Origin of the sequence: Acinetobacter sedimenti (genome assembly GCF_022601685.1) — a bacterium.
Taxonomy (GTDB): domain Bacteria; phylum Pseudomonadota; class Gammaproteobacteria; order Pseudomonadales; family Moraxellaceae; genus Acinetobacter; species Acinetobacter sedimenti.
Window position 1 is genome coordinate 1 of sequence record NZ_JAKUML010000015.1, and the last position, 19947, is coordinate 19947.

Genomic DNA, 19947 nt, shown 5'->3' on the forward strand with positions numbered 1-19947 from the left:
GCTTACAATACTTGTTTAACCCAGTCATAGCGTAACTTTAGCACCTTTTGATTTGTGGTAAAGTTATCTAGACCCTATAAATATGTACAAACAATTTGCATATTCGGCGAGTTGTTGAAGATGTATAATTAATCCAATAGTTGTTTGAGTATTTTACTCAATACAGTTTTGACTGATTTTGCTCAAGGAGATTGCATTGGCACATTGGCAAGTACAACAAGTCGTTGATGGTTTACAACAGGCTCGCCACGATTGGCGAGAATCACAGCATCGTGCCAAAGAGTATGGTGGGCGAGAGTTACCATCAAAAAATGCGTTAAAAGCCATCGTCAATGAGTTGTGCGGTATCTTATTTCCAATGCGTCTTGGCCCTACAGATTTACGACAGGAAAGTGAAGATTTTTATATCGCTTATGCGCTAGATAAAGTACTGAACGCTTTAAAACAACAAGTGATCTTGGCACTGTCATATGACCAACGTCGTCAACAAAAATCTGTAGATTTGGCACAGCAACAAAACTTAGCACATCAGATTGTGCAAGAGTTTGCCGATCAACTGCCACAAATTCGTCGATTATTGGATACTGACGCTTGCGCTGCTTTTGAGGGTGATCCTGCGGCACGAAGCGTCGATGAAGTATTGATAACTTATCCAGGGATGCTTGCGATTATTTATCATCGATTGGCGCATCAGCTCTATGCTGACGTGCCGTTATTAGCACGAATAATTTCTGAACAAGCGCATTCAGCTACAGGGATAGATATTCACCCTGGCGCAACGATTGGACAAGGTTTCTTTATTGATCATGGTACAGGTGTGGTGATTGGTGAAACTTGCATCATTGGCAAAAATGTACGGATTTACCAAGCCGTGACTTTGGGCGCAAAACGCTTTGAAGTTGATGAAGCGGGCAGTTTGAAAAAAGACTATGCACGTCATCCGATCGTGGAAGATGATGTGGTGATCTATGCAGGGGCAACCATACTTGGGCGAGTGACGATTGGTAAAGGCTCAACCATCGGCGGAAATGTATGGCTGACGCAGAGCATTGCGCCATTTAGTCAAGTGTTACAGCAAAACTGTGATCAGGTTAAATCACAACAGCAGATTTAAAAATGAAAAATGGGAACAGTCGAACACAGAGATATTTGACTGTATGCCTCTAACATCAAAAAGTGCTAGAACATGAAAAATTATCAAAAAAACAGCTTGAATGAATATCAACAACCTATCGGTGAACTTGTTGATAAAACACATTTTCAAATGATTGAAGAAAAGGTTTTGAATGGTCAAAGTCAAGTACGACTTATACCTTTTCAAAGATTGGATGATGTGGGAAATCGTATTAATCAACTTTATCAAGTGATTGAGAGCGAGCCTGATGAGCGTTGTTGGACTTATTTACCTTATGAAAAACCAATCAATGCTGAACAACTCTTAGATTGTTTAGAAAAAAATTTTGGCTTTGAAAATTGTATTCATTACTTCATAGAAGTTGATGGTCGATTGCTTGGTTATATTGCCTTAATGAATGCTCGTGTGGCAGTTGGTGCAATAGAAATTGGTAATGTGTATTTTTCACATGAGCTACGCCGTCAAAAAGTATCAACAGAGGTTATCTATCTATTGCTATATACGAGCTTTCAGTCAGGGTTTCGTCGAGTAGAGTGGAAATGTGATGATCTAAATCAGCCATCAAAGAATGCGGCATTACGCTTTGGTTTCACTTATGAAGGTCTATTTCGGCAAGATCGGATTTATAAAGGACGAAACCGTAATACAGCATGGTTTTCAATATTGGATGATGAATGGTTAATCCTTCAAAAAGGATATGAGGCTTGGTTGAATGTGGATAATTTTGATAAAGATGGTTTGCAAAATAACAAGTTAATCGAGTTAATTCATAAGTTTATAGATTTAGCTTAAATTTACTCAAAAGCACTTACATCACCCAATCCTCGACGCACAATCGTGGGGTTTTCTTGAGAAAGATCAATAATACTGGTGGTCGCAAGCATACCTAGTCCACCATCAATAAACACATCAATACGTTTACCCAGTTGCATCTCAATATCAAAAGGATCATCAAGCGGATCAGTTTGATTAGGCAGAATCAGCGTACTGGTAATCAACGGCTCGCCAAGCTCTTTGAGTAAGGCTTGCGCGATGGGATTGCTTGGAATGCGTAGCCCAATGGTTTTTTTCTTTGGGTGCATCAAGCGACGTGGCACTTCACTGGTGGCAGGTAAAATATAGGTGGTGATCGCAGGTGTATTGGCTTTGAGTAAACGATACATCGCATTATCAACTTTGGCATAGGTCGCAATGTCCGATAAATCCTGACAAATGATTGCATATTGATGTTTATCAGACAGCCCACGAATCTGTGAAATTCGATCCATTGCCGATTTATTTCCAATCTGACAGCCAATCGCATAGGCTGCATCAGTTGGATAGACCACCACATCGCCCGCACGAATTCGCTCAACTGCTTGGCTGATTAAGCGTGGCTGAGGATTGTCAGGGTGTATGCGTAGATGCAACATAGTAGTTGTCCAAAAGATGGAATCGTTTAATTATAGCACTTTTTCACAATACCCATTCAGAATACGGCATGGATCAAAAAACTTGTATTGGGCTGTCATAATATTTTTAGTCTAAGTCAGACCGTTGAAACTCGCCAATTTCTAAAAATTTTCCATCTCGAATTTCTACACATAAATGTTGAATGAGTGCAAAACCATCTTTAGGAATACTTTGCGGATCATTTAAAAAAGTCTGTACTTGCGTAAATACATTGTCTTTAAATGCCTTCCCATCACCACCTTCGCCAGTCAGATTATCGAGTGATACTCGAAATGGTCGCCCGCAAGATTTGGCAAATAACCATTCTAAAGCTTGTGGTTTGACCTCAACTTGTTCAAATAAAATCTGCTGTGATTCGCTTCGACCATCAGGTGCATACCAATAGCCGAGATCAGCTTGAGTACGACGCTTTGCGCCTGCGATACACCAATGGCTGATTTCATGCAGTGCACTATTAAAGAAACCGTGCGCAAACTGAATCTTGGCAGGAGAATCTGCTGTTGCGGGAAAATATTCAGGCTCATGCTCACCACGGACTAAAATCACATTGTGGTGGGAAAACCATTGATTAAAGTGTAAAATTAGCCAATCCACTTGCATGGCTTCGCTGTGACACACAGACCATGAGCTAAGTGATTGAATATTTTGAGCCGAAGACGTTGTAGAAGCGATATTTTTCGCTTGCGACGGATTCATAATGACTAATTTCTCTCAAACAATACAAAATTTGGATGCGAAATTGTATCTTAATCTTTGACATTAGTTTGATGAATTTGTAGAATTGCGTCCCTAATTATGTCAGCAAATACCTTTCCGACACAGATTGAGCCATTTAAATGGGCAGAGCAAGGTTATACATGGTCAGGTCAACTACCATTATCTCGCTTTACTCGTATTGCACATGAGGCGATTGGATCAATTGATGATCGATCGGTACAGGTCGAATGTAAGTTATCCTTAGATGCTTATCATCGTATTGCTTGGTTGACTGCACATTTGCAAGCGAGTGTGCCACTTCGATGCCAACGTTGTTTGGATCAAGTCGATGTGCCACTTGAAACAGATGTACATGTTGCCTTAATCGATGATGATCGTGAGTTAGATTTCTTGGATGAGGATGCTGATTTCATTATTTTAGGTGAAGACCTCGGAACGACCAAAGGGGATATGAATGCTCCTGCGACTATCGATCTGATCGCTTTACTTGAAGATGAACTGTTATTGTCGATGCCAAACTCACCTAAGCATGACGCTTGTGAACACAAACATCGACCAACTGTTCAAACTGAAGAAAAAGCAGAACGTGATAATCCGTTCGATGTTTTGGCAGGTTTGAAGGGTAAATTGGGTTCATAATGTGCTATACTTGCGCCCGTTGATTGTTTGATCCATTTTTGTATTTGTAAAGGAGCCACTCATGGCTGTTCAGCAAAACCGTAAAAGCCGCTCTCGCCGTGATATGCGCCGTTCTCATGATGCTTTGACTGCGAGCACTCTAACTGTAGACCAAACGACTGGTGAAACACATCGTCGTCACCACGTAACTAAAGACGGTATCTACCGTGGTCGTCAATTATTCGCTCAGGCAACTGACGCAGAATAATCGGCACACTCACAGTTAGTGCGATGCAAAAGGGGGAGCAAATGCTCCCTTTTTTAATGCTCAAAAGATGCTCCTATAAATTTAATGAAAGATGACAAATCATCTTTTTTGCCAATTAAAAAAACACCTAAAAACAATAAAAAGTCAGTTTTGATGCTAGACAAGTCAGTGGAGCTTGATAAGCTTAAATCATTTTAAAAGTTGATATAACACGGATTCTTTATGTCATCATCATTTCAATCTTTATTATCTGATTCACAGCAACGCGCCACACAAACAGCTTTTGTTTTCCCTGGTCAAGGCTCGCAAAAAGTCGGTATGTTGGCAGAACTTGCTGAAAAATATCCAAGTATTCGCAGCACCTTTCAAGAAGCATCGGATACGCTTGGTTTTGATCTGTGGCAGATAGCCCAGTCAGGTGAGCACCTAGATAAACATTTAGATCAAACCGAATTTACTCAACCTGCATTACTCACGGCAAGTATTGCGCTATGGCGTGTGTGGCTAGAGCAGGGTGGCGTTGTGCCAAAATATATGGCAGGGCATTCACTCGGTGAATATAGTGCGCTGGTCGCAGCAGAAGCAATGACTTTAGCTGATGCAGTAAAATTGGTAAACCGTCGTGGTCAGTTGATGCAACAAGCCGTGCCACATGGTCAAGGTTCGATGGCGGCGATTCTCGGTTTAAGTGATGAGCAAGTGATTGAATTGTGTGAGGCATCTTCACAAGTTGGTGCAGGGCAAGTCGAAGCAGCCAACTTCAATGCCAAAGGTCAGGTGGTGATCGCAGGTGATGCCGAAGCGGTACAAGTTGCCATGACTCATGCGAAGGAATTGAGCGGAAAAGCCATTGTCTTGCCTGTGTCTGTTCCTTCACACTGTCGCCTGATGAAAGGTGCGTCAGAGCAGTTTAGTGATGCGTTGAATGCAGTTGAGCTTCAGTTGCCAAAAATTGCAGTGATCAACAACGTCAATGCAGCGGTAGCGACAGATGTTGATGGCTTGAAACAAGCGTTGATTAATCAGTTGTATCAACCTGTGCAATGGACGAAGACCTTAGATGCGTTTGAGCAAAATGGTATTCACTATTTGGTGGAATGCGGTTCGGGTAATGTCTTGAGCAATTTGGCGAAACGCTTAGCATTTGTGGAAAAGGTTTTCCCAACAGATACCGTTGCTCGTTTTGAAGATGCTTTACAGCAAATCAAAGCAATTGAAGCATAAACTTATTTATTTTTTAGATTGAAACTTATTTTCAGATTGGATAGAAACTGAATTAACGAGATCTTTTTAAATCGAAATGTTGAATAAAAGGAATACTGAATGAGCGACACCAAGAAAGTAGCTCTCGTGACAGGTGCAAGCCGTGGAATTGGTGCGGCGATTGCGGCACAGCTTGCCCAAGATGGATTCTTTGTGGTGGGTACAGCAACGTCACAACAAGGCGCAGATGGTATTAGCCAAAGTCTAACTACTCAAGGCGCAGACTGCGGTGTAGGCAAGGTGCTGAATGTCTGTGATAAAGATGCGATCGAACAAATCGTTAGCGATATTGAAGCAGAGTATGGCAATGTCTTGGTCTTGGTGAATAATGCAGGCATTACCAAAGACAATCTATTACTTCGTTTGAATGAAGATGATTGGGATGAAGTGATCAATACGCATCTTAAAGCCGTTTATCGCTTATCAAAACGAGTGTTAAAAGGCATGACCAAAGCACGGTTCGGACGCATTATTAATATTAGCTCGGTGGTTGCACACTTCGCTAATGGCGGACAAACCAACTATTCTGCGGCTAAAGCAGGCATCGAAGCTTTTGGGCGTAGTCTTGCACAAGAGATGGGTAGCCGTCAGATCACTGTCAATGCGATTGCCCCTGGATTTATTGCCACAGACATGACTGAATCTTTAGCAGAAGATGTCAAAGCAAAAATGATTGCCCAAGTCCCTTTAAATCGTTTGGGTCAACCCCAAGATATTGCGGATGCAGTTAGCTATTTAGCCAGTGATCGTGCCAGTTATATTACAGGTACAGTGTTGCATATCAACGGTGGCATGTATATGTCATGATTCTGTTTAGGCACGTAATTGGCTTTGACATTATCTATTTTTAATCTAAACTAAGGCGAGAACAAAACGCCACAAGCAATGAGGAGAATTCCTGTGAGCGATATCGAACAACGTGTTAAACAAGCAGTCGCTGAACAACTCGGTGTCAATGCTGAAGAAATCAAAAATGAAGCATCTTTTATGGATGATTTAGGTGCTGATTCTTTAGATCTAGTCGAGTTAGTGATGTCATTTGAAAATGACTTTGACATTACCATCCCTGATGAAGACTCAAATGCAATCACAACAGTTCAATCTGCAATTGATTACATTACAGAAAAGCTTGGTTAATTTAAAAAAATCAAGATATTTTAAGGTCGCATATTGCGACCTTTTTTATGGCTAAAATTTTTTTTGCAATATTTTCAAAGTGACGGTATTGACCTTACAAAACATTACACGAATGAGTATTTTCTTCGCTTGAGTAGGTCTTTGAATCAGGCTAAAAATTTAGAACCGATTTTGGTATATTAAGAAAATGGAGATTGATATGGGCTTTTTTGATTTTGTAAAAGGCATCGGCAAAAAGAATAACGCACAGCCAGTAGAACAACCAAATGCACCTGCTGCAAGTGAACCATCTGCACAAGAAACTGCAAATAAACTACTTGGCTTGGTGAAAGGTTTGGATTTGGGCATCACAGGTTTGTCTGTTGGCTATAACAGCACCACAGACCTCGCAACGCTCAAAGGTGAAGCACCATCACAAGCTGCTCGTGAAAAAGCGATTCTCGTTGTGGGTAATGTTGATCATGTAGCACGTGTTGATGATCAAATGACAGTAGCGACGGCTGAACCTGAAAGTAAATTCTACACGGTACAATCAGGCGACAATTTGTCGAAAATCGCCAAAGAAGTGTATGGCGACGCGAATCAATATCCAAAAATCTTTGAAGCAAACAAACCTATGCTCAAAGACCCTGATGAAATCTTTCCAGGTCAAGTATTGCGTATACCTGCTTAAATAAGTTGTCACAAAAAATCGCTCAATTGAGCGATTTTTTTTATTGCAGGGAATTATTGCTTAAGAATTAAAGACGCTTACGCTTAGCCGTCACGATCTGCGACTGACGCATACGGAAGCCATCTTTTTGCTTATCTGTGGTTTTGTCAATGCAGTGCAGACAAGATACGCCGTGTTCATAGCTTGGCAGGGCACGTTCTTCAGGTGTAGTTGACCAACCGCAAGCATGGCATTTTTCATTTTTACCTTCTTCAAGACCGTGCGTCATCGCTGTACGACCATCGAATACAAAACATTCACCTTGCCATAAGCTTTGTTCAGCTGGCATTTCTTCGAGGTATTTTAGAATCCCACCTTTGAGGTGATAAACCTCATCAAAACCTTCTTGCAAAAGGAGTGATGTTGATTTTTCACAGCGAATCCCACCTGTGCAAAACATGGCAATTTTTTTATCTTTATGTTCTGCCAGTTGTTGTTTTACATATTCGGGAAATTCACGGAAGCTTTCAGTTTTTGGATCGATTGCGCCTTTGAAGGTACCTGCTTGGTATTCGTAGTCGTTACGTGTATCAATCAAGATCACATCATCACGGCTGATCATGTCGTTCCACTCTTGCGGATTGAGATAATGTCCAACCAAGTCACGTGGTTTCACATCGACGCCTAAAGTGACAATTTCTTTTTTCAGTTTAATTTTCATCTTGCGAAATGGTTTTTCTTGGCTCAGCGACTCTTTGTATTCCATCGCATTAAAGCCTTCGTTGAGCAAGAATTGGCGGATACGATCAATCGCTTCTCGATCGCCTGCCACAGTACCATTAATCCCTTCAACTGCTACGATCAGCGTACCACAGAGGTTGATGCTTTGAACCAAGTTCAGTAAACGCTCACGTAAGTCAGCAGGGTTTGAAACTTCACGAAATTGGTACAGTGCGGCAACGATCCAAGTGGCAGTGTTTTGTGCTGACGATGTTGCGAGCTCTGCGACAGGTGCAAGCTGTTCTACAGTAGCAGTCATGGGATAGATACTCCGAATATAAATGATGTGAGCAATAAATGTGCTTAGCAAACTGGTTGATCAAACCGAGTGTATAAAAGCAAGTTGATAAAAATATTATGTGCGTTATTCTAACGGAATCTAATTCAGAAAGCGATAATTCCATATAACTGTTATGGATTAATTGAGTGAAGTTTATTGAGCAAAATTGTATGTCCAACCTAATCATCAAAGCCGAAACGCCACTGTTACTGACACCCTGTGCAGGGCGGTGCTCGACGGTATTTGGAGATAGTGTATGTCGCGGTTGCCGGCGATTTAACCATGAAGTGATCAATTGGAATCGTTATAGCAATGCACAGAAGCAAGCGATTTGGCAACGCTTAGATGCACAGCTCGATCAAATCCTCGTGCCATTATTGCCACAATATCAATTAGCAACGGTTGAAGCATTTCTCACCCATAAACGCATTCGACTGATGCCAAATGCAAGTCTTGGGCGTAAGCTCTATCATGCGTTGAAGCTGTGCGAAAAAAATGTCAATTTTGCTGATGAGAGTGGTTTGGGTTTAGAGTCTTCTCAAATTAAAACCACATGGAAATTGTTTGAAGCACGTGTGTTAAATCTTGCCCAAGCAAGCTATGAAGTGGCATGGCTACGTGCCAATTTTATCCAGCAAAATGTCAATGAATTCGATGAAGAATAACTATTCAAAACAAGATATAAACCAGGTTAAAAACTAGTCATAAAACGAAATGCAAAAACCTTGAATCATACAGATTCAAGGTTTTTTATTGCATCGGCATAAACAACTCGAAATAAACAGCTTGGGCTTTGAGTTTAGATGACGATGCTTGATTCAGAATTTTTAAAAATGCGTTATGCGACTTGTACAGGAATACAGTTGGCTGTGTGGCTCACAGTATTGTCTGGGTTTGCATAGACTAAGCGAGGTTTGTGACGATTGGCTTCAGCCTCGTCGAAGTTGCCAAAAGTAGCGATAATCACAATATCGCCGACATCAGCTTGATGTGCTGCGCCACCATTCACTGAAATAATGCCAGAGTTGTCTTCGCCACGGATTGCATAAGTAGCAAAGCGTTTGCCATTGGTGACATTCCAAACATAAATTTCTTCATATTCACGAATACCAGCCAAATCCATCAATGCGCCATCAATTGCACAGGATCCCTCATAATGCAGCTCGGCTTGAGTGACGATTGCACGGTGGATTTTGCATTTTAATAAGCGGGATTGCATGGGAGTGCTCCTCAACAAGATGTCATGATCAAAACAATCATGAGCTCATAACCATTAAGTTGTGCATTTTGCAAGTTTTACAAGGATAATACAAGCCGATTTCACATTTTGATTAAATTTTAAACAACTTTAAAAGCATTAATCGCATTCATGGCTTGCTGAAATTGTCCTTGAATAAGTGATTTAGATTGTGCCAAAGCATGGTCAATCGCTTGATCCATTAGCTTTTGCTCTGAACTTGGTGCTTTGCTCAGCACATGCCCAGAAACACGCTCTTTGCTGCCAGGGTGTCCGATACCAATACGCAATCGTAAGAAATCTGCACCAATGTGCGGGACGATATCTTTTAAACCGTTATGACCACCATGACCGCCACCATTTTTAAGGCGAATCACACCAGGGTTCATATCGAGTTCGTCGTGCACAATGAGAATCTGTTGTGGGATAATTTGATAAAATTTGGCAAAGGGAACAACACTTTGACCAGATCTATTCATATAGGTGAGAGGAAGGAGTAAACGAACATCGTGTCCTTCGATTGTACCACGTCCTGAGATAGCGTGGTATTTGCTGTCATTTTTCAGAGGAATGTTGTATTTGTCTGCAAGACGCTCAACATACCAAAAGCCAGCGTTGTGTCGAGTTTGGGCATATTCCGAACCCGGATTGCCCAAACCGACAATGAGCGATAGCGAATTGTCACGATCACTCATCAGGCGATTACTCGTCTTTTTTCTCTTCAGAATCTGCAGCAGGTTGCTCAGCTTCTTCAGATTGTGCTTCTGCAACTTCCGCCTCAGCCGCTTCAGCTTCAATATCTTCAGCTGCTTTACGCACTTCAGTGATAGATGCTACTGCTTGGTCATGGCCTTCGCCTTGCTCAAGCGCAGGAATCGTTACACCTTTTGGAAGTTTAAGGTCTGACAAGTGAACAACATCACCAATTGCCAAGTTTTGAACGTCTACAGAGATAGATTCTGGAAGGTTGCGAGGTAAAGTTTTCACTTCAACTTCGTTTAAGTTCACCATTAACATACCGCCAGCTTTAACGCCAACAGAAGTTTCTTGGTTTTCGAAGTGTAAAGGTACGTTTACAGTTAACGCTTCGCCAGCTTTCACACGTAGGAAGTCTGCATGCATCGGTGTGTTTTTCGCAGGATGACGTTGCATCGCTTTGATGATCACTTGTTCTTCTTTACCGTCAACGTTGATCGTTACGATAGAAGAGAAGAATGCTTCGCTTTCAATTGCTTTAACAACTTCACGAAGTGCCAAAGTGATTGAAGCAGGCTCTTTGCCAGCACCATAGATGATTGCAGGAACTTTTTCTTCACGACGAAGGCGGCGGCTCGCACCTTTCCCTTCATGTGCAGTGTCACGTGCGTTTGCATTTAATACAAAATTGCTCATTGAGATATCCTCAAAAAGTGAATGACATGTTGAATTTGCGACCAATTCAACGATAAAAAACCCGATGAATCGAGATCCATCGGGCTCGAAAGCGCATTATTATATATAAGTATCGAACATTGCGCTAATAGATTCTTCATTATTGATGCGTCGAATGGTTTCAGCAACCATTGAAGACACCGATACTTGACGAATATTTGGTAGAGCTTGAATCTCTGGAGAAAGTGGAATGGTGTCTGTGACAACCAATTCATCAATTACAGAATTCTTCAAGTTTTCAATGGCTTTGCCTGATAAAACAGGATGCGTTGCATAAGCAACAACACGGCGTGCGCCAAATTGTTTCAGTGCCTCAGCAGCTTTGCACAATGTCCCTGCCGTATCGACCATATCATCGACGATCACACAATCACGGTCTTTGACATCACCGATCAAGTGCATCACTTGAGATTCATTGGCTTTTTGACGACGCTTGTCAATGATGGCAAGGTCAATGTCACCCATTTGCTTAGCAACTGCGCGTGCACGAACGACACCGCCCACGTCAGGAGAAACCACAACAAGGTTGTGATATTGCTGTTGGCGTAAATCTGCCAAAAGTACAGGTGTACCGTAGATGTTGTCTACTGGAATATCAAAGAAACCTTGAATCTGATCGGCATGCAAATCGATCATTACGACACGGTCAATACCAACTGTAGTGAGCATGTCTGCAACCACTTTTGCGGTAATCGGTACACGTGCAGAACGTGGACGACGGTCTTGACGTGCATAGCCAAAGTAAGGAATCACCGCAGTAATACGACCCGCACTAGAGCGGCGCAACGCATCTGCCATGACCAAGATTTCCATTAAGTTGTCATTGGTTGGTGCACAAGTTGGTTGCACGATAAAGACATCTTTACCACGAACATTTTCAGTGATTTCAATAGAAATTTCACCGTCAGAAAAAGTGGCAACTTGGGCAGAACCCAAAGGAATATGGAGGTGGCTAACAACTTTATGGGCGAATTGTGGATGCGCATTTCCACTAAAAACGACAAGATTGGGCATGTGGGACCCTTAATGTGTTTGGCTAGATAAGAAGTATAAAATAATGGCAGGGGCGGCTGGATTCGAACCAACGGATGGCGAGATCAAAACCCGCTGCCTTACCACTTGGCGACGCCCCTAATGCGTGTGCACTTTATAGCGAAATCATCATTTTGTCAATCATGATTGGCTTGTGCGAAAGATGACTTATGCATTTTAAAGATGCTTATAAATGTAGAAAAAATATTTAGAAAACATCATTAAAAATGGCAGGGGCGGCTGGATTCGAACCAACGGATGGCGAGATCAAAACCCGCTGCCTTACCACTTGGCGACGCCCCTATAGCATAAGTATTATCAATCAGAAAAACCGAGTTCTAAAGCTTCAGTATTTCAAAGTGACAGGCTAAATCAAATTGAAAAATAATGGCAGGGGCGGCTGGATTCGAACCAACGGATGGCGAGATCAAAACCCGCTGCCTTACCACTTGGCGACGCCCCTAACTTTTCTGATTTAAAGCGATTAATTTGAAAATCAATACTGCTTAAATCAATGATCTAGAATCACTTAAATCAGCACCAATGTAGTCCAATACTGGCGATGTATTTAAGCTTTTTGCAAGATAAGCCTGAAAAGGCGAACTATCTGCAATCGCTTGTACATCAACACCAATGGTTTGTACATCATGCGCAAACTCAAGAAATACACAAGCTCCTGTACCAGTAAGTTTGGCTTGACCGTATTGATTTAAATACTGAAAAGCTTGATCTACTGGTGGGTACAGCTCCCGAGCGAGTGGCTCAAAATTGTTCCCGAACAGACTTGGATTCTGTTGATAGGCGGCAAATTTAGAGGGCTTTGTATTTCTTGTCAATGATTTTTGAGAAAATAACGCCTGAGTGCTGATAAAACAATCAGGTTTTATAATGACAAATTGCTGAGTTGGTAAGTCGTCAATTGGTGTGATGATTTCACCGATGCCTTCCGCCCAAGCGTTTTTTCCTACGATGAAAATTGGCACGTCTGCACCTAGAGAAGTACCAATTTCTATGAGCTGTTGTTGTGAGAGATGACATTGCCATAATTCATTTAAAATTAATAATGTCGTCGCTGCGTTGGATGAGCCACCGCCTAGACCTGCACCCATCGGTATGCGTTTATCCAATCGAATCTCACAACCTGCATGTGCAAGCTGGGCAAAGGGTTTAATCGCAGTCGCTGCACGGTAGATCAAATTCTTTTCTATTGCCACATCGACGGCATTGGCATCACTAAGTGTAATCGCATCACTTTGATTGACCTGAAAATAAATATCATCATGTAAATCAATCAACTGAAAAATGGTTTGCAACTCATGATAGCCATTGTCACGCTGTCCCGTGATATGTAAAAACAGATTGAGCTTTGCAGGTGAGGGGACGCAAATTGGTGAAAAGAGATTCTCAGACATATGAAGGGCGATGAAGCTTACTAAAGTGAATTGACAAAGTATCTTAATCTACAAAAGCAATAAATATCTATACACATTAAAAAATGAAATTAAGGATACGATTTACACGTTAATTTCATGTTGTCCCACCAGTCGACAAAGGCGAATGTTGGAGCGGGGTAAACTTAGGGGCTTTGCCCCTAAAATTACTTAACCGTTATATTTTTAAAATTTATTCACGGCTTTGAATGGTTAAGGTCACACGGTTTTCTTGTGCATCGTCAATCAAATTGAGCTTGTTTGGATATTTTGCAGACTCATTTTCATAATGCAATGTCGCCGACCAACCCCCTTCTTGAATGGATTCATTGCGCCCTTGTGCATCTTTTTCTACTTTTGCTGATGAAGTCACGGCTTGACCATTCACCCAAGAGATGAGGTGCGTAATCGGCGCTTGCCAACCTGTAGCTTTAAAGAGTAATTCTTCAGGTGTTTCTGCTTTGATCGTACCTGTCTTGCTACTGGTGAGTGTGACATCGCCTGCTTGACCACGAATCGAAGTTTGTCCAATACCAAGCGCACCAGTCAAATCAATGGCAAATTGATCGCCAACTTGTGTCCAACCGTAGAATGCTGAACCATTTTGTTTTGGTGTGCGGACACCGATTTTTCCAGTGATTTTAAATTGTTCTGCACTTGGCACATTGCTATTGGCAGGAATTGATGGTGCAGTTTTAATCGTTTGACAACCAACTAGACCAGTTAAACTTAAACACAAAAGCAGGCTAGAAATACGTAAATTGATCAATGGAAATACTCTTTTTAAGAATGATGTGAATGTGTCTTAAAAGATTTAGACAAATCTGGTGAAATGTTTGGCGCATTAAATTCAAGCAGTTGATCAAGCTCAGTCGCATCAGGGTGTGCTGTTTTTAGATCACGATAGACTTGATTAAAGCGATCAACATCACCTCGAATATACAAAGCTTTGGCATAGCGCATACCAATGCCTAAGCTAGGTGCAAGTTGATATGCTTGAGCCAATGCTTGTACTGCAACATCATAATCGCTTTGCAAGTACGCCACGTAACCAAGTGTATCTAATATGGAGGCTTGTTGTGGTGCGTAGACTAAAGCTTGTTCGGCATAACGACGTGCAAGATCAAGTTTGCGGTTTTGCTGTGCCAAAGTGTAAGCATAAGCGTTTAAAAAAGTTGGGCTATTCGGCTCAATTTCTAACAGTTTATTTAAGGCAAAATCCAAGCGATCACGATCTTTAAATGGATCGAGCAAGAGTACCTGACTATAAATCAACTCGGCATCATTTGGGTTTTGTTGCAAGGCTTCGTCAAGTAACATCAAGGCTTGTGAAGAATTTCCTACACTTTGCAAAATCTGTGCTTGCAGTTGATAGAGAAAACTAGATTGGCTTGGATGGCTGACACGCTCTTGAGTGAGTAGTTGAATCGCTTCGGTGGAACGATTGTGCTTTAAATACAAACTGGTCAAATTTTTTCGAGCGACAGGATAGAGATTGCCATCGACTGCTTTATACAGTTTGATTGCTTGTTCAATCTCCTGATTACGCTCTGCACTGACCGCCAAATAATAATTGGCTTGGTCTTGATACTGCGCAGAGTTTTGTAGCCGTTTTAGATAATTGCCTGCATTCTGATATTGCTTAGCATCAATACTGGTGATCCCTGCAAGAAACAGTAATTGTTCATGGTTAGGATATTTACGTACCATGCGACGCAGTTTGCGGAGTGCTTTATCTGTTTGATTCTTCTTTAATAAATGTTGAACCTGATAAAGATCAACATCAGGAGTGTCCTGAAAAAAGCTTTTCCATGATAGCCAACGCATGGCACGGGATTCTTGATTTGAGGCAAGATACAATTTCGCTTTGAGAATAATAAAACTAGGTACACGAGGACGTTGTTTCAGTGCGAGATTAACTTTGTGGAGTGCAGATTCATATTGCAGATTTTCAGCTTCCAAACCTGCGATCATGACCAATAAGGATGGATTTTGCTTTTTATCCACCGAATTTAACGCATTCAACATTTCTTGACGTGCTTCGGCAGATTCAGGGTAAATCCCTGCCAATATACCTTCGATATTGGCATTCGGGTCGAGCTGTAAGATACGATCAAGGGTCTTTGCCGAAAGTTCATATTGCTTCGCACGTAAAGATAAATGCGCCAAATAAAACAGCGCAGGGGTATCTTCAGGATAGCGGTCTACCCACACTTTGGCGATATACAATGCTCTTGGAATATCATTTGCTTTGAGTGCCAAATCTAAAGCACGCTCATTGATCATCGGTTGATTATATTCATTGACTAAAGCCTGATAAGTAGTCAAAGACTCTTCAACTTGATCTTGGCTGAGCGCAAATTCCGCAACAAAGACAGGCAGAAAAATATTGTCTTCATTCAGGCTGATTTTATTTAACTTATGATTTTCATGTTCAGGGTTTTCAGTGGAAGTATTCGCTTGCCAACGGGCTTTCATTTGCTCAGCAAGTTTTTCTTCTTGCTCAATCTGTTGTTCTGAATTTGACTGATCGTTGACGAGCTGTTGCGGATTAGATTCTTGATTTGTTATTGCAATATTTTTAATTGATTTATTATCAGCCCAAGAATATGACGCATAGGCTATACTTCCTAAAATCAGGAATGTGATAGAATGCTTTTTTGCGAAGCGTAGCCACCTGTTTTGTACAGGCTTTTCTTGCGCTTTGCGTTTTTGCAACGAGTCATTTTGCGCTAGATTATCTGGCATGAAGTCCACATTTTGGGTCATGGTTTATTTCATTTATGTCTATCTTTTTATCACAACTTTGCTGATTGAAGAAGTGCTATGAATTTTGTTGCGATCGGCGTCAATCACCATACAGCTTCCGTGCAGATACGAGAAAAAATCGCATTCAATGCTGAACGCTTGCGTGCGCTCTTTGCTCAAAACCAAAATCACCCCGATCTCAATGATCTAGTCGTGGTATCGACCTGTAACCGCACAGAAGTCTATGCGATGACCGAACAGCCCGACCAAGTGCTGAATTGGTTAGCGCAGTCTAATGGTTTTGAGGTCAAGACGCTGTTACAACATGTATATCGTTATGAAGATGTGCAAGCCATGACGCATCTGATGCGGGTCGCAGGCGGACTAGATTCTCTGATGCTTGGCGAGCCACAAATCTTAGGTCAGGTCAAGTCTGCACTGCAACTCGCCAAAGACAATGGCGTAGTATCTACCAATCTCAACCGCTTATTCGAGTTTGCATTTTACGCTGCGAAGCGTGTGCGCACTGAAACTGCTGTGGGTGAACATGCCATTTCGATGGGCTATGCGGTGGCACAACTTGCGTCGCAAGTGTTTAGCCACGTGTCTGAACTCACTGTCATGATCGTTGCCGCAGGCGAGATGAATAGCTTAGTCGCAAAGCATTTGGCGGAAATGGGTGTGGCAAAAATCATTATTTGCAATCGCACTCGACAACGTGCAGAAAATCTTGCACAAGAGCTCGGTGCACGTGTCGCTGTTGAAGTGGTTGATTTCGATCAATTGGCAATGCAGTTGCACCGTGCGGATGTGGTATCAAGTTGCACAGGCAGTTTACATCAAGTGATTCATTATGATGATGTCAAAAAAGCCTTAAAACAGCGTAAATATCAGCCGATGCTGATGGTTGATTTAGCTGTACCACGAGATATAGATGATAAGGTTAATAAGCTTGATGGTATTTATCTGTATGGTGTTGATGACTTGCAATCGGTTATAGATGAAAATATGGTGCAGCGTCGTCAAGCCGCTTTAGATGCTGAAGTAATGGTATCGCAACTGGCTTCGCAGTTCGTCATCAATGAAAAGATTCATCAAGCAGGGCGTGAAATTCACCATTATCGTGAAGTCGCAGAACAACAACGTCAGGCAGAGCTTGAGTTCGCTCTAGAACAGCTCAAACAAGGTGCTGAACCTGAAGCATTATTGGAAGCAATGTCTTATCGACTAACCAAAAAAATGCTTCACATTCCCTCAAAGCTTTTCCGAGAAGCAGCAAAATCAGAAGATCCAACGCATTTTGAATGGCTCAATCAAACCGTATTGGATATTGAGCAACATGCTCGAACACTGAAAGATTTAAATAAGAAATAAATATTTGAACTTTATGAAAAATTATGCATAAAGTTTTTCATCAAAAGAATCTTTTTAAACAAACCCCACCCAACCTCCCCTTATTAGGGGTAATACCAGTCAGTTAAGCATTTTTAATCCTCCCCAACCCTCCTTTTTCAAAGGAGGGAGTATTTCGACATTTAATACAGTGTTGAATTCAATGGTGCTCCCCTCTTTTTCAAAGATGAGAAACATTGTTTCGCAAGGGGGGAGATTTATAAATCAGCAATAATGAAATTACGCTTAACTGATCAGCATTACTTATTAGGGGAGGAGTTCCCTTCCTTAATTAAGGGAGGGGTAGGGAGGGTATTATTAATACTCCACTCGAATTTCTGAACGACTCAGTTGTTTATACGCATCATTGAGTTGTTGTTTGAGATTGTGCATTTCCTTAATTGATGCAGGTTGTTTTAGTTTTTTGCGTAAAAACTCAACCTGTAAACGATGATATAAATCTTCAGCATGTTTATTAATATCTTCAGGGTGATCCATGCCAAGCTGTGAGAGTTGGATTTTATTGAGTAGCGGTAAAAGCTGTGGGTGAAGATGACTGCATGCGCCAAGCACGAAGGCTCGACAAGCTTCGACATCTTGTGGCAATTGTTCTTCAATACGATCTAAAGTATCTAAAAAATGTTTAATCAAAGACTGTTCAGGGAGTAAAGCTCGCAAGGTTTCAAATGCTTTATACAACTTTGGAAAATGTAATAACAACACCATCAAAAGCTGACTATGATCAATACCGCCAAAGCTTAGATTTAAGTCATTGCTATTGGCTTCTGCGTTACGACGACCAAAGCCAAGCCGATCTTTAAATGATTGAGAGAGTAGATATTTATACGACCCATTGGGTAATTGTTGGCTAAGTTGGCGTAACTCGCCCATCACTTGCCCTTTGCCTTCGGGTGAGGTGATATCAAAACGTTGAGTTAGCTGTGCATAGAGAAAGTCGGATAATAATGGTGATTGCCCGAGTTTTTCTAAAAAGGCTTCTTGTCCAATACTTTGAATCAATGAATCTGGATCATGTTGGTCAGGTAGGATAAAGAAGTGCAATTGACGACCATCTTCAAGCAATGGCAGGGCGATTTCTAAAGTACGCCATGCGGCTTTTTGACCTGCGCTATCCCCATCGAAGGCAAGTGTTAAGCTGTTATTTTGTCGAAACAAAATATTTAAATGCTCTGCATTACTTGCGGTACCCAAAGTCGCAACCGCACCATGAATGCCTGATTGATGCAATGCGATCACGTCCATATAGCCTTCGACCATCAGCCACTGCTCGGCTTTGGCTTTGCGTCCTTCGTATAAACCATATAGCAATTGATTTTTATGGAAGATTTCTGAGTCAGGAGAGTTGATGTATTTCGGTTTGATCTCGTCGTTTAAAGCACGACCACCGAAACCGACCACACGCCCTTTGGCATCTCGAATGGGGAAAATGACCCGATCACGCAGTAAGTTGAATTGACGACCTTGATCACTTTCACGGATTAAGCCAACCAGTTTTAAGCCTTCGATGTCTTGCGGAAAGGCTTGTTCTAAATGTTGCCAGTCTGTCGGCGCATAGCCTAAACGCCAATTGTCTAGGGTGTCTTGGCTGAGTCCTCGATTTTGAAAGTAATTTTGTGCATGTGGTGCTTGTTTCAGCTGTTGTTGGTAATAGTTTGCGACTGCTTCAAGCAGATCATATAGGCTGGCTTCTTGAGGCTGTTCATGAAACCCTTGCTGATGAAAATCGAAGTGTGCATCGTCAGGATAAAAAAATGCGTCGGGTTGATATTGATCATAACCCTGATCTACATAACTTGGCTCTACATGACTCTGCTCTACATAATTCTGCGCTTCAAATGCCTGATTCTCAGGAGGATCATTAGACGGAACGTGCTCATTTGTTTTGTTGTTAGTTTTATCGCTAGAGCTCGGAGCAGGCTTGGCTTGTTTTGGTTGGCGTTTATACGTCGCCGATTTTGCGGCAAAGTTATCTTTAGGTAATTCGATGCCTGCATGTTGCGCCAAGTCTTTCATCACATCAATGAAAGGACGATTATCTATTTCCATCAAAAACTTGATGGCATTACCATTGGCTTGGCAACCAAAGCAGTGATAGTACGCTTTGTCACGGTAGACATGAAACGAGGGTGTTTTTTCTTGATGGAAAGGGCAACAGCCTGAGTAGGTGCGTCCTGTTTTTTTCAGTTTGACCCGTTGGTTAATCAGCTCGACAATATCCGTGCGATCGAGGATTTGATCAATCGTATGCTGTGGAATTGCCATAATTTTTCTTCAAAAAATGAAAGGATAAAATTGAGAGTTGGTTTATTGTGGCGAGCTAATGGGTGAATTGCAAGCGTGATCGTGAGCAGACT

General features: G+C 41.7%; 21 protein-coding genes and 3 tRNA genes. 10 read left to right on the forward strand and 14 right to left on the reverse strand.

What is annotated here, in order from left to right; genetic code table 11:
- The first annotated feature begins 196 nt into the window (after window positions 1-196).
- On the forward strand, window positions 197-1114 hold the full coding sequence (gene epsC / locus MKI79_RS09400) for a serine O-acetyltransferase EpsC (protein ID WP_241572603.1): 918 nt from the start codon (window positions 197-199) through the stop codon (window positions 1112-1114).
- Between the two features lie 72 nt (window positions 1115-1186).
- Window positions 1187-1927, forward strand: a complete 741-nt coding sequence (locus MKI79_RS09405; RefSeq protein ID WP_241572607.1) for a GNAT family N-acetyltransferase — start codon at window positions 1187-1189, stop codon at window positions 1925-1927.
- Window positions 1928-1929: 2 nt separating this feature from the next.
- Here the strand turns inward: MKI79_RS09405 and MKI79_RS09410 are convergent, their stop codons facing one another.
- Both MKI79_RS09410 and MKI79_RS09415 read right to left on the reverse strand, forming a co-directional pair.
- Entirely contained in the window at window positions 1930-2547 is a 618-nt protein-coding gene (locus tag MKI79_RS09410) for an L-threonylcarbamoyladenylate synthase (RefSeq protein WP_241572611.1), read from the reverse strand.
- A 106-nt stretch (window positions 2548-2653) separates the two neighbouring features.
- On the reverse strand, window positions 2654-3283 hold the full coding sequence (locus MKI79_RS09415; protein ID WP_274619078.1) for an elongation factor P hydroxylase: 630 nt from the start codon (window positions 3281-3283) through the stop codon (window positions 2654-2656).
- A gap of 99 nt (window positions 3284-3382) precedes the next feature.
- Here MKI79_RS09415 and MKI79_RS09420 point away from each other — a divergent pair, with 99 nt between their 5' ends.
- From MKI79_RS09420 to lysM, 6 genes are all read left to right on the forward strand, one after another.
- A complete protein-coding gene (locus MKI79_RS09420) occupies window positions 3383-3943 on the forward strand; it encodes a YceD family protein (RefSeq protein WP_241572615.1) in 561 nt (186 codons plus the stop codon).
- A 61-nt stretch (window positions 3944-4004) separates the two neighbouring features.
- Window positions 4005-4190, forward strand: a complete 186-nt coding sequence (rpmF, locus tag MKI79_RS09425; protein WP_241572620.1) for a 50S ribosomal protein L32 — start codon at window positions 4005-4007, stop codon at window positions 4188-4190.
- Window positions 4191-4412: 222 nt separating this feature from the next.
- On the forward strand, window positions 4413-5414 hold the full coding sequence (gene fabD / locus MKI79_RS09430; RefSeq protein WP_241572623.1) for an ACP S-malonyltransferase: 1002 nt from the start codon (window positions 4413-4415) through the stop codon (window positions 5412-5414).
- Window positions 5415-5513: 99 nt separating this feature from the next.
- Window positions 5514-6260 (forward strand): 3-oxoacyl-ACP reductase FabG, encoded by a 747-nt coding sequence (gene fabG / locus MKI79_RS09435; protein WP_241572626.1) that lies wholly within the window; start codon window positions 5514-5516, stop codon window positions 6258-6260.
- 93 nt (window positions 6261-6353) lie between these two features.
- Window positions 6354-6590, forward strand: coding sequence for an acyl carrier protein (gene acpP / locus MKI79_RS09440; protein ID WP_241572629.1), 237 nt, complete (start codon window positions 6354-6356; stop codon window positions 6588-6590).
- A gap of 199 nt (window positions 6591-6789) precedes the next feature.
- The gene (lysM, locus tag MKI79_RS09445) at window positions 6790-7263 is read left to right on the forward strand and encodes a peptidoglycan-binding protein LysM (protein WP_241572632.1); all 474 of its coding nucleotides are present in this window, start codon (window positions 6790-6792) and stop codon (window positions 7261-7263) included.
- Between the two features lie 67 nt (window positions 7264-7330).
- On the opposite strand, the gene trhO is transcribed toward lysM, so the two are convergent.
- Complete coding sequence (trhO, locus tag MKI79_RS09450) at window positions 7331-8281, reverse strand: oxygen-dependent tRNA uridine(34) hydroxylase TrhO (RefSeq protein WP_241572637.1); 951 nt, start codon at window positions 8279-8281, stop codon at window positions 7331-7333.
- A gap of 191 nt (window positions 8282-8472) precedes the next feature.
- Between trhO and MKI79_RS09455 the strand changes: the two genes are divergently transcribed.
- A complete protein-coding gene (locus MKI79_RS09455) occupies window positions 8473-8967 on the forward strand; it encodes a DUF1289 domain-containing protein (protein WP_241572641.1) in 495 nt (164 codons plus the stop codon).
- A gap of 173 nt (window positions 8968-9140) precedes the next feature.
- Here the strand turns inward: MKI79_RS09455 and panD are convergent, their stop codons facing one another.
- From panD to MKI79_RS09505, 10 genes are all read right to left on the reverse strand, one after another.
- Window positions 9141-9521: an aspartate 1-decarboxylase gene (gene panD, locus MKI79_RS09460; protein WP_241572643.1), complete on the reverse strand. Its 381-nt coding sequence runs from the start codon at window positions 9519-9521 to the stop codon at window positions 9141-9143.
- Between the two features lie 119 nt (window positions 9522-9640).
- Window positions 9641-10234: an aminoacyl-tRNA hydrolase gene (pth, locus tag MKI79_RS09465; RefSeq protein WP_241572646.1), complete on the reverse strand. Its 594-nt coding sequence runs from the start codon at window positions 10232-10234 to the stop codon at window positions 9641-9643.
- A 7-nt stretch (window positions 10235-10241) separates the two neighbouring features.
- Window positions 10242-10931 (reverse strand): 50S ribosomal protein L25/general stress protein Ctc, encoded by a 690-nt coding sequence (locus tag MKI79_RS09470; protein ID WP_241572649.1) that lies wholly within the window; start codon window positions 10929-10931, stop codon window positions 10242-10244.
- Window positions 10932-11030: 99 nt separating this feature from the next.
- Entirely contained in the window at window positions 11031-11984 is a 954-nt protein-coding gene (locus MKI79_RS09475) for a ribose-phosphate pyrophosphokinase (RefSeq protein WP_241572650.1), read from the reverse strand.
- Window positions 11985-12028: 44 nt separating this feature from the next.
- A tRNA-Gln gene (locus MKI79_RS09480) sits at window positions 12029-12103 on the reverse strand.
- Window positions 12104-12230: 127 nt separating this feature from the next.
- Window positions 12231-12305, reverse strand: a tRNA-Gln gene (locus tag MKI79_RS09485).
- An 85-nt stretch (window positions 12306-12390) separates the two neighbouring features.
- Window positions 12391-12465, reverse strand: a tRNA-Gln gene (locus MKI79_RS09490).
- A 43-nt stretch (window positions 12466-12508) separates the two neighbouring features.
- Window positions 12509-13414 (reverse strand): 4-(cytidine 5'-diphospho)-2-C-methyl-D-erythritol kinase, encoded by a 906-nt coding sequence (gene ispE, locus MKI79_RS09495; protein ID WP_241572653.1) that lies wholly within the window; start codon window positions 13412-13414, stop codon window positions 12509-12511.
- Window positions 13415-13625: 211 nt separating this feature from the next.
- Window positions 13626-14201, reverse strand: a complete 576-nt coding sequence (lolB, locus tag MKI79_RS09500; RefSeq protein ID WP_241572656.1) for a lipoprotein insertase outer membrane protein LolB — start codon at window positions 14199-14201, stop codon at window positions 13626-13628.
- Window positions 14202-14215: 14 nt separating this feature from the next.
- Window positions 14216-16180, reverse strand: coding sequence for a tetratricopeptide repeat protein (locus MKI79_RS09505; protein ID WP_241572658.1), 1965 nt, complete (start codon window positions 16178-16180; stop codon window positions 14216-14218).
- 78 nt (window positions 16181-16258) lie between these two features.
- Here MKI79_RS09505 and hemA point away from each other — a divergent pair, with 78 nt between their 5' ends.
- Entirely contained in the window at window positions 16259-17554 is a 1296-nt protein-coding gene (gene hemA, locus MKI79_RS09510; protein ID WP_241572668.1) for a glutamyl-tRNA reductase, read from the forward strand.
- A 336-nt stretch (window positions 17555-17890) separates the two neighbouring features.
- Here hemA and MKI79_RS09515 read toward each other — a convergent pair whose 3' ends face one another.
- The gene (locus tag MKI79_RS09515) at window positions 17891-19855 is read right to left on the reverse strand and encodes a DNA primase (protein ID WP_241572670.1); all 1965 of its coding nucleotides are present in this window, start codon (window positions 19853-19855) and stop codon (window positions 17891-17893) included.
- Between the last annotated feature and the right edge of the window lie 92 nt (window positions 19856-19947).